This is a genomic window from Pseudomonas sp. HP_08 (assembly GCF_055284095.1).
The window spans coordinates 59,924-73,163 of the sequence record NZ_JBTOQC010000012.1 but is presented as its reverse complement, the minus strand read 5'-3'; the positions used below and the strand labels follow the sequence as shown (position 1 = coordinate 73,163).

Here is a 13,240-nt window from a genome sequence, read left to right as displayed (position 1 = left end):
TACCCTGTTATCAATCGGTTGCCCGCACTGACGACCACCGCCGAGTTCACACCATGACTGAATCCATCTCTCTCGACAGCCTGCGCAAAGCGCTGCCGGACCTGCTCGCCGCCTTTGCAGGCGACAATCCGGTCGGCCATAGCCTCAAGGACTCCCGCGAAATTGACCGGCTGCGCGAGGCGCGCCGCGAAGACGACGCCAGCCTGCCGCGTGGCGTGTGGGAGCACGACCTCAAACGCAGCAACTGGCCCAAGGTCGAACTGATAGCCAGCGAACTGCTGCGCCAGCGCAGCAAAGACCTGATGGTCGCGGTGTGGCTGGGCGAGGCCTGGTTGCAGCGTTACCGTCTGGTCGGGCTGTGCGTGGCCCTGGAACTGCTCGCCGAACTGGGCGAACGCTATGGCGGCCAGCTTTACCCGCGCGCTCAGGACGAAGACCCGAGCTGGCTCGCACCGCCGCTGGCCTGGGCGGCCCGCAACTACAGTGAAATCCTCAATGTGCGCATGCCGATGCTGGTCATCCACGCACGGGACTTCGAAGGCCTGACCCTTTCGCAGTGGACGCACGCACAAAAGCTGCGGCGCAACACCAGCGAGAACAAACGCATCCAGGCCGAAGCCAAGGAAGCCGAAGACCTGCTGCGCCAGTGGGCAGAATCGGTGCTGCAAGTCCCTGCACGCGAAATCGCTCAGCAGATTCAGGTGCTCAATACCTGTCTGGTCAATCTGGAACGCCTCAACCGCTGGAGCGACATGCATCTGGGCGACGAAGCCCCCAGCTTCATCGCCTTGCAACACGGCCTGGAACTGCAGCGCCAGGCCCAACAGGAATTTCTCTCGATGCACCCTGAACCCGTACCGGAGCCAGAGCCCGAGCCCGCACCGGTTGCAGTGCCCGTTGTTACCGCCGCCGCGGTCACCCAGGCAGCCGCGCCCGCCCCTGCACCGGCGCCACAATTACCGACGGGGACGCCGCCGTCGCGCGAAGCGGCTTATCAGCAGTTGAAGGTGATTTCCGAGTACCTGGCCAGGATCGAACCGCACAGCCCGGTACCGTACCTGATCAATCGCGGCATCGAATGGGGCAACAAACCCCTGCGCGATTTACTCGGCGAACTGGTGAATGCCGACGTGGACACACGGCGAATCTGGTCGGTGCTTGGGGTGTTGCCGTAGACCAGTCCCTAATAACCGCAGGCAAGCCTCAATTTCTTCAGGGACAACTCCAGCATGTCGAGCGGCACGGACCCCAGCGCCACCCGCAGCGCGTTCGGCGTACTGGATGCGGCTGAAAACGGCTCTGCTGTCGTGACCAGCACGTTGTCGCGGCGCAAGGCGGCCGCGACGCTCTCAGCACGAAGCTCTTCAGGCAATGGCAGCCACAGGAAGTAGGAATCGGGATGCGCGACCAGGTCGATGCCGCTGAGTACGCGCCGGGCAAGCCGTTGCCTGTGCGCGGCATCTTTGCGCTTCAACGCCTCAAGATCATCGACCACGCCCTCCTCGATCCAGCGACACGCCAACTGAACCGTGATCGACGGCGAACTCCATGAAGAGGCTCGCAGGGCTTGCTCAAGCGCCGGAATAAGCGACACGGGCGCTGCGACGAATCCGATTCTCAGGCCCGAGCCGACGCTCTTGGAAAGGCCGGAGACATACACGGTGCGATGCGGTGCGAGCATGAACAAAGGCTTGGGTACGGGCTCGGCCAGAAAGGCGTAGGCGCCGTCTTCGATAAGCATGAAGTCATGCTGTTCGGCCAGCGCCACCAGGCGTTCACGGTCGGCGATCGACATGACCGACCCCAAGGGATTGTGCAGGGTTGGCATGGCGTAAAACGCGCGTACCGGACGCCGCTTGCAGGTGGCTGCAAGCGCATCCAGATGGGTCTTGCCATCCATCATCGGTATGGGCACCAGCTCAAGGTGATGCGCGCCGGCCAGCGCCTTGATGCCTGGATAGGTGAGCGCGTCGACAGCGAGTACATCGCCTGGCTTTAACGTCGCCATCACCGCAAGCGCCAACCCTTGCTGCGCGCCATTGACGATCAAGACCTGCGAGCCGGGCACTCGAATGCCTCGATTACGCAGGTGTTTCGCCGCGATCTCTCGTTCATGCACACGTCCGCCATGGGGCGCCGATTGCAGCAAGGCATCCAGATTTCCCGACGAGGCGATAGTGCGCAGTGCCTGCCTTAATAGCTCCGATTGCTCAGGCAGCGACGGGTAATTGAACGTCAGGTCAATCATTCCGGCCTGAGAGGCCTGCTGCAGACCCTGGTCGCGCGCCAGCGAGGTGTCACGTACAAAGGTGCCGCGCCCCATTTCGCCCACCACCAGGCCCATTGCCTCCAGTGAGTGGTACACGCGAGCGGCGGTCGCCAAGGCAATACCGTGTTCGCTCATCAGCGCGCGCACCGTGGGCAACTGCGTTCCTGGGCGCAAACTTCCGCTGCGAATGGCTTTCGCCATGTGGTCGGCAATGGTTTTGTAGCGTGGTTTCGTCATCGAATGTATCTAGAACAATTCTTTGTGTGTATCAGGTTGGCGAGGTTAGGCTGCAAAACCACACAAATCAACAAGACGTACGAGACATGTTCAGTCACATCACCGTGGGTTGCACCGACCTCGAAAGAGCCTCGGTTTTTTATGACGCCCTGCTTGAGCCGCTCGGGCTGGTCCGTCGAGCGTTGATCCCGGATGGCGGCCCGGCCTCGGCTTGCTGGGTTCACCCGACGCACGTCTTGCCCAGGTTCTATGTCTACCTGCCACGCGATGGTCGTGCCGCCACGCCCGGCAATGGCAGCATGCTGGCGTTCAACGCCCAAACGCCCGATAGCGTGCGGGCGGCCTGGGCGGCGGGCATGCTGCATGGCGGTACTGACGAAGGCGCGCCGGGCGAGCGGCCCTGTTATGGCCAGGGTTACTACGGCGCCTACCTTCGTGACCCTGATGGCAACAAGCTTCACATCGTCCATCGTGGCGATCTGGAACACCCATGCTAGAGCCATCGACGCTACTACTCTTTACCGGGGCGGTGTTACTGCTGCTGATGTCGCCCGGCCCGAACATGGCGTTCGTGATTGCGCACGGCGCACGCTACGGCTGGCGTGGCGGCGTGGCCGCCGCGCTCGGCATAGGCGCGGCCGACCTGGTATTGACCGCACTGACAGCCGCCGGTCTGACGGCCGCGATAGCCCAGTGGCCGCCATCGTTCGACCTGATCCGCTGGGCCGGTGTGCTCTATCTGCTGTGGATGGCCTACAAGGCCATTCGGGTGCGCGCAGAACTGCCGACCCACGCCCACATTCAGGCCTGCGTGAGGTCGGTGTGCATGCGCGCGATGCTCAGCTCGTTACTCAATCCGAAGGCCCTGCTCTTTTTCATGGTGTTTCTGCCGCAATTCGTTGTGCCAGGCAGTGCGTCGATTACCCGGCAAATAGTGCTGCTGGGCGTGGTGTTGACGCTGATCGCGATCGTCTTCCATATCGCACTGGGCATGCTGGGGAGTGCAATCCGTCGTCTGGCATCACGCAACGGTGACGCCATGCAGTGGCAGTCGCGCGGCCTTGCGATTGTTCTGGTCCTGCTGGCGATTCGTCTGGCGCTCACTTCAACGCCGGTGTGACTCATGAGCATGCAGGCGCCGTAGGCACAATCTCCCCACTCCGGGCCGCCTCGCTGATCGCTTCGGTAATGATCAGGTTGCGCAGCCCGTCGCGCACCGTCACCAGCGGCGCTTCAAGCCCATGAATCACCCGGCAGAAATGCTCCAGTTGCAGCGCCAGCGGATCGTGCCGTTGCACTTCGGCCACGGCCGTCTGAAACGGCGTGAACCATGAGCGCTGCTCAGTCCGGGCATAGTGTTTGATGCGCAAGGTCGGCACCGCCAGCGAGCCGTTCTTGCCGCTGATGACATAGCAGTCTTCATCGTCATAAGACGGGTAGCTGGCATTCTCTTGCGAGGTCTGTTCCCAGCTGCGCGCGCAGCCTGCCGAGTCCGAGAGCAGAAACGAGCCCAGCGCGCCGTTCTCGAAACGCAGGCCGATGCACACCGTGTCTTCGACGGCAAAGCCGCGGGCGGCATTCGATTGCATCGCCTGCACCGCGACGATCTCGCCGCACAGTGAACGCAGGTTGCCGATCTCGTGAATCATGTTGATCAGGATCGGCCCACCGCCGGCCTGCCGCCGCCATGGCGCGGCATCGAAATAATCATCGGGTTTGTAGAACAGCGCGCTGCCCTGCACGGCGACGATATCGCCCAGGATGCCTTCGCGGATCACCTCCCGCGCACGGGCCAGCAGCGGGCTGTGCGCACGATGATGGCCGACCAGCAACCGCGCAGCCGTTGCTTCTGACGCCGCCAGCAGCCGCGTGCCTTCCTCGACACTGTGCGCGACCGGCTTTTCGATCAAGGCGGCGACACTGGCCTCGATGCAGAGCAACGCCTGCTCGACATGCAGTGCATTGGGGGTCGCGAGGATCACCCCGTCGGGCTTGCCCGCCGCGAACAGCGCCGGCAAATCGGCGTATTGCGCCACGCCCAGGCTGGCCAGAGAGTCAGCCGGCAGCGGCATGGGGTCGACCACCGCGACCAGTTCACAGGATGAACTCGCTTGCACCAGCTCAATATGACGGCGGCCGATCAGGCCCACGCCAGCGACGGCAATTTTGATTTTTCCAGACATGCTGTGCTCTTCACGGGTTTTATTGTTGTCGGTGGATGCTGCTACGATCCAGCCTACTATCTCCCCTTCGCAGCATAATCAGCCCCAATGGAAAATCAGAATTCTCCCATAGCGAATAATGACCCGTTTCTGCGGGATCTATTGTTGTTCACCACCATCGCCAGACGTTCAAGCTTCGCCAGTGCCGGCGCAGAACTCGGCATTTCGCCGGCACATGTCAGCAAGCGGCTGGCGACCCTGGAGCAAACGCTCAACTGCAAGCTGTTCAACCGCACCACGCGCCGGGTGTCGATTACCCGTGAAGGTGAAGCGATGCTCGTGTGGGCGCGCAAGATCCTTGAAGATGTCGAGTCCATGCTCGACACCGCGCACGGCGATAAGGTCGAGCCGCGAGGCTTGTTGCGCATCACCACCAGCCAGCGCCTGGGCCGCTTTCATGTCGCCCCGGTGCTGGCCTTGCTGCGCAAGCGCTACCCCAAGCTCGATGTGTGGCTGGAGCTGACCGACAAACGCACCGATTTGATCGGCGAACAGTTCGATATCGATATTCGCGTCGGTGAGATCAGCGAACAGCACCTGATCGCGCACAAGATTGTCAGCAGCGAGCGCATTCTGTGCGCCGCGCCCGGCTACCTCGAACAACGCGGCCACCCGGCTTCACTGGCCGAGCTGACCCGGCATGACTGCTTGCTGTTTCGCGACCGCGACAGCAGCTTTGGCCTGTGGCGCCTTGACGGCCCCAATGGCATGCAAACCGTAAAAGTCACCGGCCCGATGGCCGCTAACAATAGCGATATCGTGCGGGAGTGGGCGCACGATGGCTTCGGCATAATCCTGGCCTCGGCTTGGGATGTGGCGCCCAGCTTTGAACAAGGCAAACTGGTGCGCCTGTTACCGGCTTGGCGCCAGGCCGCCGATGTCTCGGCGGTGACCACGGTGCGAGGATCGGAATCGGAGAAGATCCGGGTGTGCCTGGACTTTCTCAGCAACCAGCTGAGCGAGGGGCCGCATGCCTTGCGCGGGATCTGAATACGGCCTGCGCAGCGGTTCTAACCTTATAAGCAAATACTTGGTAAGCCCTTTATCCGCCTGATATTTTTGCTGATATATTACGCCGCATATCAAGCTGGATACTTCTGATGGCCAAGTCCACCGCGCAGCGCGACACCCTGCCACAAGCGCCTCCAAAATCTGCCAGATCCCTGACCGAGCAAGCCTATGCTGCCTTGCGCGGCAAGATCATCAACTGTGAAATGCCGCCCGGCATGGACATCTCCGAGCAGGAGTTATCCGAGCACTTGCAGATGAGCAAGACACCGGTGCGCGAGGCGCTGATGCGCTTGTGCCTTGAAGGCCTGGTAGAAAGCTTTCCGCGCCGTGGCTACCGCATCAAACCGGTGACGCTCAAGGCCATCAATGACCTGTTCCATGTCCGCGCGGTCCTTGAAGGCGATGCCGCCGCGCTGGCAGTGCGCAATTTCTCCGAGGCGGATTTCCAGCAACTCGAACAACTGGCCGATGCCTCGTACCGCCTTGATGAAGGCAAGAGCCGTGAAGAATTCGTCGATGCCAATCGTGAATTTCACCTGGCGATCAGCCGCGCCACCGGCAATCCACGCCTGCATGCCCTGATCGTCAGCCACCTTGAAGAAGGCGAGCGCTTCTTCCACCTCGGTGCCCAGGCGCGTGATGTGAACTCCGAAACCAACCGCGAGCACCATGACCTGCTGGCCGTACTGCGCGAAGGCGACCCGGAAAAGGCCCGCAAGGTGATGAGTGAACATATCGCCAGCACCCATCGCGGCCTGATTCAGTCGCTGATGGCTTCGCAACAACTGGATATCTCGCTATGAGCCACGCCCCTGAAACCCTGCGTTCACGCGTGTTGATCGATGCCACGACGCTGGCCGATGCCCTGCGCAGCACCAACCCGCCGGTGGTGCTCGCGGTACGCAGCCCGGATATCGCCAATGACGTACCGTTCAGCGACTGGCCACGGATTGCCGGTGCCCAGGAAAGTGATCTGGCCACCGATTTCGCCGCAGCAGGCGGCGGCCGGCAAGGCTCGCGACCGTTGCCGGCCATCGAACACTTGCAGGCGCAGGTACAGGCCTGGGGCATCGATCAAAATACGCAAGTGGTGGTGTATGACCACAGTGGCGGCCTGCAAGCGGCGCGTGCCTGGTGGACGTTGCGTTGGGCCGGCCTTGCCAATGTGCGGCTGCTCGACGGTGGCTATGCCGCGTGGGCCGCGCTGAGTGCCGAAGACCGGCAGGGTCAGGCGGCGCGCCCGGCACGACCGGGCACAGCGATTCTTGAAGCCGGGCATATGGCACAAATCGACGCCAGCCAGGCGCAGCAATGGGCCGCCAGCGGCGTGTTGCTGGACACGCGCATTGCCCCCAACTATCAGGGTGGCCCCAGCGCCAGTGGCGAACCTGCGCGCGGGCATATTCCGGGGGCGGTGAATATTCCGGCCGCGGACAACCTCGATGCGGCCGGGCGCTTTCTGCCTGATGCGGCGCTGCAACGCTTGTTCGCCGCCGCCGGCATCAATGACCAACAGGCCACAGCGGTGTATTGCGGCGCCGGGGTGTCCGCCGCCCACGCCATTCTTGCCCTGGCGTGTCTGGGCATCGACGCACCGATGTATGTCGGTTCCTGGTCGGCATGGAGTGCCGACCCCGAGCGACCTGTAGAACAGGGCTCATAACTCCTCCAGGAGTCAGGGAAAAAACACGTTCGTCACACCCGCTCGCGCACGGCCGATACGTGCGCAGTGGCTTTCTGCGCCCGAATGACCCTACACAGGAAAAGGGAGCGTTGCGTTCCATTTAACTTATCAGGGGAGTTCCACCATCATGATCCACTCCGGATCCGGCCTGTCGAGGCTGTCGAAAACCGCCACGCTCGGCGCATTGCTCTGCACGCAGGCCCTTACCGTAACGGCCATCGCTGCACCTGCGCCCGGCGACGAAGCGCAAACCGCTGCGACCGACACCCAGCTGTCGCAAATCGTCGTTACCGGCACCCGTCAGACCGGACGCACCGTCGCCGACTCGCTGGCACCGATCCAGGTGATCTCCAGCAAAGAGCTGCAATCGAGCGGCTATTCGGACATCGGCAGTGCCTTGAGCGCCCTGCTTCCGGCGGTGACCTTCCCGCGCTTCAACCAGGGCGCGGCCGGCCTGCAACGGCCGTTTATCCTGCGCGGCCTGTCGCCCAACCAGACCGTGGTGCTGGTCGATGGCGTGCGCTATCACACCTCGGCAACCGTCAACCTCAACAGTGACGTGTCGCGCGGCTCGGCACCGGCCGACATCAACTCGATCCCGCTGGCGGCCATCGAGCGCATCGAAGTGCTCAGTGACGGCGCCTCGGCGCAGTACGGTTCCGACGCCATTGCCGGCGTGGTCAACATCATCCTCAAGCACGGCGCCAAGCCTGGCTCGAACAACATCGCCGCCGAGTTCGGCAAGACCGACGCCGGCGACGGTATTCGTCGCGGCCTGTCGGGCAGCTACGGCGTGGATCTGGGTAGCAACGAGCATCCGGGCTGGGCGCGCTTCTCGTTCGCCGCGCAGAACCTGGACGGCACCGACCGCGCACAATTCGGCGCGCAAAACGCCCAGACCGCTGCCGCTGACGGCGGCTACGCCTACCAGAATCGCGGTGATTCGCCAGAAACCGACTTTCAGGGCGCCGGCGTATTCGAATTCGACCTGGCCGATGACCTGACCGCCTACGGCAACGTCATCCTCGGCCAGCGCGAAGCCACCACGTACGGTTTCTACCGGACCCAGAACAACAACCGCAACATCACCGCTATTTATCCCAACGGCTATCTGCCGGAACAAGTGGTTACCTCCGAAGACCTGCAAACCACGTTGGGCCTGAAGGGCCGCACCGAGAACTGGGACTGGAAAACCTTCGCCAGCTACGGGCGCAACAAGGTCGAACTCAACGCCTGGAACACGCTCAACGTGTCGTACTACCGCGCCTTCGGCGAGAGCCCGACGCACTTCTACCTGGGCTCGTACCGTTCGAGCGACGCCCAGGCCGGCACCGAGTGGAGCCGCGAGTTCAACCTCGGCTTGCCCAACCCGGTGGCGTTCACCTGGGGCGGCGGTGTGCGCCGCGAAGGCTACGAAATCACTGCGGGCGAAGCCTCGTCGTACTACGGCATCGAAGGCAGCGCCGTCGGCGCGCAGATCCGCACCGGCACGCCGCCAAGCCAGACCGGTAACTGGCACCGCAACAGCTTCAACACCTTTGTCGACCTGGAAACCGACCTCACCGACAAGCTCTCGGCCGGCGTCGCCGCGCGTTACGAGGACTATGACAACGGCGTGGGCTCCACCGGCTCCGGCAAATTGTCGCTGCGTTACCAGTTGAACAACGAAGTGGCCCTGCGCGGCACGCTGTCCAACGGCTTTCGCGCACCTTCGCTGGCCCAGCAGCATTACCAGTCGATCAACACCAGCATCGTCAACCAGCAGCTACAACAGTCGGGCACCTACGCGGTCGACAGCGCCGCCGCCCGCGCACTCGGCTCGCAGGACCTCAAGCCTGAGAAATCGCAGAACATCAGCCTGGGCCTGGTCTGGTCGCCGACCCGTGACTGGGACGTGACGGTCGATGCCTACCAGATCACCATCGACGATCAGATTCTGTACACCGACAAGATCCTGATGCCGACCGGCTCCGCGCTGGCCAACTACTTCGAAAGCCAAGTGCCCGGCCAGCAAGTGACCGCTGCGCAGTTCTTCACCAACGGCGCGAAAACCCGCACCCGTGGCGTCGACCTGGTCAGCAGCCATCGCTTCGACCTGGAAGCATTCGGCAAGCTGAACCTGTCGCTGGCGGCCAACTACAACAAGACCAAGGTCCTGTCGATCAATGGCAGCAACGGCATTCTCAGCCATTACTCACCGTCCGCGACGCTGTTCGGGCCCGGCAGCGAAAGCCTGCTGACCGACGCCACGCCGCGCACCAAGTACTCGATCACCGCCGACTGGAGCCTGGGCAACTGGAACGTGCTGCTCAATCAGACCCGTTATGGCGCGGTGACCCGCTCGCCGGCGTCCTACCCGTACCCGGCCGGCATCGAGCCGCAACGCTACGAGGCACGCTGGATCACCAACGCCTCGGTCAACTACCGCATCGCGGGCTGGACCCTGACCGCAGGTGCCGACAACCTGTTCAACACCTACCCGTCGAAGATCAAGTCGAGCAACGACCAGTACCTGCGTGACGAGCTGCCCTACGACACCGGACTGTCGCCCTTCGGTGCCAACGGCGCGTATTACTACACCCGCCTGAACTATGCATTCTGATTGAATGTGCAAGACTGGCCTGCGCGCACAAGGGTGCCCTAAAGTGCGCGCAAGCCATGATGAGACCGCCCCCATGAATTTCGATTTCGACACCGTTTACCCGCGCCGCGACACCGGCAGCCGCAAATGGGATTTTTACCCCGACGATGTGTTGCCGCTATGGGTCGCCGACATGGACTTCGCCATCGCGCCGCCGATTATCGAGGCCATGCGCCAACGCCTCGAGCACCCGTTTCTGGGCTATAGCCTGGCGCAGCCGCGATTGCTCGCCACGCTGGTCGAGCACCAGCAACGCGCCTATGGCTGGCGCATAGAAGCCGAGCATCTGCTGATGTTGCCGGGTGTCGAGCCCGGCATCAGCATGGCGCTCAAAGGCCTGCTGCCACCGAACTCGCCGGTGGTGGTGCAAGTGCCCAATCACAGCCCGCTGCGGGCGGCCGCAGGCTACTGGCAACACCAAAGCATCGAGCTTGCGTTTACGCTCGGCGAAAACGGTGAATACCACACCGACTTTGCCGCCCTCGATCAGGCGCTGGCGCAAGGCGGCGCCTTGTTGCTGAGCAACCCGCACAACCCGATCGGCAAGGTCTTCGAACGCGACGAGCTGCAACGCATCGCTGACATCTGCGTTGCCCGCGACGTGCTGGTCATCGCCGATGAAATCCATGCCGACCTGTTGTTCGATGGTCGCCGTCATATTCCCTTCGCCTCGCTGGGTCCGGCGGTTGCCGAGCGCACCGTGACGCTGCAGTCGGCCAGCAAGGCCTACAACATCGCCGGCACCAAGACCGCGTTTGCGATTGTCAGCAATCCCGAGCTGCGCCAGCGCTTCAATGCCACGCGCCTGGGCATGGTCGACAGCGTCAATGCCCTGGGTCTGGAAGCCACTCGCGCCGCCTACGCCGAAGCCGGCGACTGGCTGGAACAGGCGCTGACTTACCTGCAAGCCAACCGCGACTGGCTGCTGGACGTTTTGCCGCAACGCCTGCCGGGCGTGCGCATGGCACCGGTGCAAGGCGCGTACCTGGCGTGGCTCGACTGCTCGGCCCTGAAGCTGGATAACCCACAGCGCTTCTTTCTTGAACAGGCAAACGTCGCGCTCAGCGCCGGTCAGGACTTCGGCGCGGCCTGGGGTCAGTACGTGCGCCTGAACTTCGGCTGCCCGCGCGCCTTGCTTGAAGAGGCCATCAGCCGTATGCAGCACAGCCTGCAACGTGATCAGGAGCCGCGTTAAGTGACAGCCATGTCCAGCGTGCTGAGGGTCGAAGGCCTGCGCACCCACTTCACTACCCGGCGCGGTCCGGTTGAAGCGGTGGCCGGTGTCGACCTTGAGGTGCGCGCCGGCGAAGTGCTCGCCTTGCTGGGTGAGTCCGGTTGCGGCAAAAGCGCCACGGCCATGTCGATCATGGGCCTGATCCCGGCCGACAGCGGCCAGGTGGTCGCAGGCTCCGTACACCTTAATGGCTGCGACCTGCGCGGCCTGAACCGTCGACAACTCGACCAGTTGCGCGGCAAGGACCTGGCGATGATCTTCCAGGACCCGATGACCTCACTGAACCCGGTGCTGAGCATCGGCCGGCAGTTGACCGAAACCCTGCGCCGTCATCGATCCCTGAGCGCGGCCGAGGCGCGGGTGCAGGCGGTGCAGTTGCTGCACGAAGTCGGCATTCAAGACCCTGAAGCGCGCCTGGATGCCTATGCCCATCAGTTGTCGGGCGGCATGTGCCAGCGGGTCATGATCGCCATGGCGATCAGTTGCAACCCGGCCATGCTGATTGCCGACGAGCCGACCACCGCGCTCGACGTCACCGTGCAGCGCCAGGTCATGGACCTGCTGCACGGCCTGTGCCGACGGCGCAACATGGCCTTGTTGCTGATCACCCACGACCTTGGCGTGGTCGCGCGTTACGCCGACCGGGTCGCGGTCATGTACCTGGGACAGATCGTCGAGCAGGCCGACGTCTCGACCCTGCGCGCAGCGCCGGCGCATCCCTACACCGCCGCCCTGCTGCGCGCCATGCCGGACATCGACCAGCGCTGCGCGCAGTTGCCGACCATCCCCGGCAGCGTGCCCGACCTGCACGAGCGCCCGCGCGGCTGCGCGTTCGTCGAGCGCTGCGAACGGGCAGCCGTTGACTGCCTGGAACAGTTGCCCGAGCTAAGCTCCCCACCTGGCCCGGCCCGGCGCCATGAACAACAGCAGGTGCGCTGCTGGCATCCCTTGTCCGAGTCCCGCCCATGAATGCTTCGCCACTGCTACAGGTCCGCGACCTGAGCAAGGATTACCCCGGCCCACGCACCTCGCTGTTTAAACCGCGCTCCCGGCATAACGTGGTGGACGGCGTAAGTTTTGACCTCGCGCCCGGCCAGACCCTCGGCCTGGTCGGCGAGTCGGGCAGCGGCAAATCGACCACCGGGCGCATGCTGCTGCGTCTGGTGCAGGCCAGTCGCGGGCAAGTACGGCTCGACGGCGTCGACCTGCTGGCCCTGCCCGCCCGCCAGTTCGAGCCGCTGCGCCCGCAGATCCAGATGATCTTTCAGGACGCCGGCGCCTCGTTCAACCCGGCGTACAGCGTGGGTGAGTCACTGCAAGAGCCGCTGAAACTGCATCAGCCGGGGCTGAGCAAAGCCGAACGCGGCGAGCGGGTGACTCAACTGCTCGAACACGTCGGCCTGCGCGGCACCCATGCCAGCCGTTTTGCCCATGAATTCTCTGGCGGCCAGCGCCAACGCATCGGCATTGCCCGCGCACTGGCCTTGCAGCCACGGATTATCGTCGCCGACGAACCGGTGTCGGCGCTGGATGTATCGGTGCAGGCGCAAGTGCTCAACCTGCTGCAAGCGGTCAAGCAACAGCACGGGTTGTCGTATGTATTCATCGCCCATGACCTGGCGGTGGTCCGGCACATGAGCGACCAGGTGGCGGTGATGCACCGCGGCCGCATCGTCGAACGCGCACCGTGTGATGAGCTGTATGCACAGCCGCTGCATCCGTATACGCAGTTATTGCTCGAATCGGTGCCCCGCATGCACCGACCGCCGACGCCGCTGGCGGCGGTCATTCCACACGCCCCCGCCAGCCCGAATGCCTGCCGCTACTACGCCGGATGCCCAAGACGCAGCCCAACCTGCGCCGAACAAGCGCCTGATAGCCGTGAGGTCGCAACGGGGCATTTTGTGGCGTGTCACCATATTTGAATGTGCTGAAACACAGT

The 13,240-nt window shown here is 63.4% G+C and carries 12 protein-coding genes; 10 read left to right on the top strand and 2 right to left on the bottom strand.

The window, feature by feature from the left end; translation table 11 throughout:
• Positions 1-53: 53 nt before the first annotated feature.
• Complete coding sequence (tssA, locus tag ACYAS9_RS11990) at positions 54-1,175, top strand: type VI secretion system protein TssA (protein WP_463568515.1); 1,122 nt, start codon at positions 54-56, stop codon at positions 1,173-1,175.
• A gap of 8 nt (positions 1,176-1,183) precedes the next feature.
• Here the strand turns inward: tssA and ACYAS9_RS11985 are convergent, their stop codons facing one another.
• Positions 1,184-2,506 (bottom strand): aminotransferase-like domain-containing protein, encoded by a 1,323-nt coding sequence (locus ACYAS9_RS11985; protein ID WP_463568514.1) that lies wholly within the window; start codon positions 2,504-2,506, stop codon positions 1,184-1,186.
• 86 nt (positions 2,507-2,592) lie between these two features.
• Here ACYAS9_RS11985 and ACYAS9_RS11980 point away from each other — a divergent pair, with 86 nt between their 5' ends.
• Together ACYAS9_RS11980 and ACYAS9_RS11975 are read left to right on the top strand one after the other, a co-directional pair.
• A complete protein-coding gene (locus tag ACYAS9_RS11980; RefSeq protein ID WP_463568513.1) occupies positions 2,593-3,003 on the top strand; it encodes a VOC family protein in 411 nt (136 codons plus the stop codon).
• On the top strand, positions 2,997-3,626 hold the full coding sequence (locus ACYAS9_RS11975; protein ID WP_463568512.1) for a LysE family translocator: 630 nt from the start codon (positions 2,997-2,999) through the stop codon (positions 3,624-3,626). The genes ACYAS9_RS11980 and ACYAS9_RS11975 overlap by 7 nt, the downstream gene beginning before the upstream one ends.
• Before the next feature lies 1 nt (position 3,627).
• Here the strand turns inward: ACYAS9_RS11975 and ACYAS9_RS11970 are convergent, their stop codons facing one another.
• A complete protein-coding gene (locus ACYAS9_RS11970; RefSeq protein ID WP_463568511.1) occupies positions 3,628-4,689 on the bottom strand; it encodes a Gfo/Idh/MocA family protein in 1,062 nt (353 codons plus the stop codon).
• 87 nt (positions 4,690-4,776) lie between these two features.
• Here ACYAS9_RS11970 and ACYAS9_RS11965 point away from each other — a divergent pair, with 87 nt between their 5' ends.
• The 7 genes from ACYAS9_RS11965 to ACYAS9_RS11935 all read left to right on the top strand — a co-directional run bounded on the left by ACYAS9_RS11965 (position 4,777) and on the right by ACYAS9_RS11935 (position 13,223).
• Positions 4,777-5,718 carry a LysR substrate-binding domain-containing protein gene (locus ACYAS9_RS11965; RefSeq protein ID WP_463568510.1) on the top strand — a complete coding sequence of 314 codons (942 nt, stop codon included), beginning with the start codon at positions 4,777-4,779 and terminating at the stop codon, positions 5,716-5,718.
• A gap of 110 nt (positions 5,719-5,828) precedes the next feature.
• Entirely contained in the window at positions 5,829-6,542 is a 714-nt protein-coding gene (locus tag ACYAS9_RS11960; protein ID WP_463568509.1) for a GntR family transcriptional regulator, read from the top strand.
• Positions 6,539-7,402 (top strand): sulfurtransferase, encoded by an 864-nt coding sequence (locus ACYAS9_RS11955; protein ID WP_463568508.1) that lies wholly within the window; start codon positions 6,539-6,541, stop codon positions 7,400-7,402. Before ACYAS9_RS11960 ends, ACYAS9_RS11955 begins: the two co-directional genes overlap by 4 nt.
• Positions 7,403-7,550: 148 nt before the next feature.
• Positions 7,551-10,025, top strand: coding sequence for a TonB-dependent receptor plug domain-containing protein (locus ACYAS9_RS11950; RefSeq protein WP_463568507.1), 2,475 nt, complete (start codon positions 7,551-7,553; stop codon positions 10,023-10,025).
• Positions 10,026-10,098: 73 nt separating this feature from the next.
• Positions 10,099-11,259, top strand: coding sequence for a MalY/PatB family protein (locus tag ACYAS9_RS11945; protein WP_463568506.1), 1,161 nt, complete (start codon positions 10,099-10,101; stop codon positions 11,257-11,259).
• 9 nt (positions 11,260-11,268) lie between these two features.
• Positions 11,269-12,267 (top strand): ABC transporter ATP-binding protein, encoded by a 999-nt coding sequence (locus tag ACYAS9_RS11940; RefSeq protein ID WP_463568917.1) that lies wholly within the window; start codon positions 11,269-11,271, stop codon positions 12,265-12,267.
• A complete protein-coding gene (locus ACYAS9_RS11935; RefSeq protein ID WP_463568505.1) occupies positions 12,264-13,223 on the top strand; it encodes an ABC transporter ATP-binding protein in 960 nt (319 codons plus the stop codon). The genes ACYAS9_RS11940 and ACYAS9_RS11935 overlap by 4 nt, the downstream gene beginning before the upstream one ends.
• Positions 13,224-13,240 lie beyond the last annotated feature (17 nt).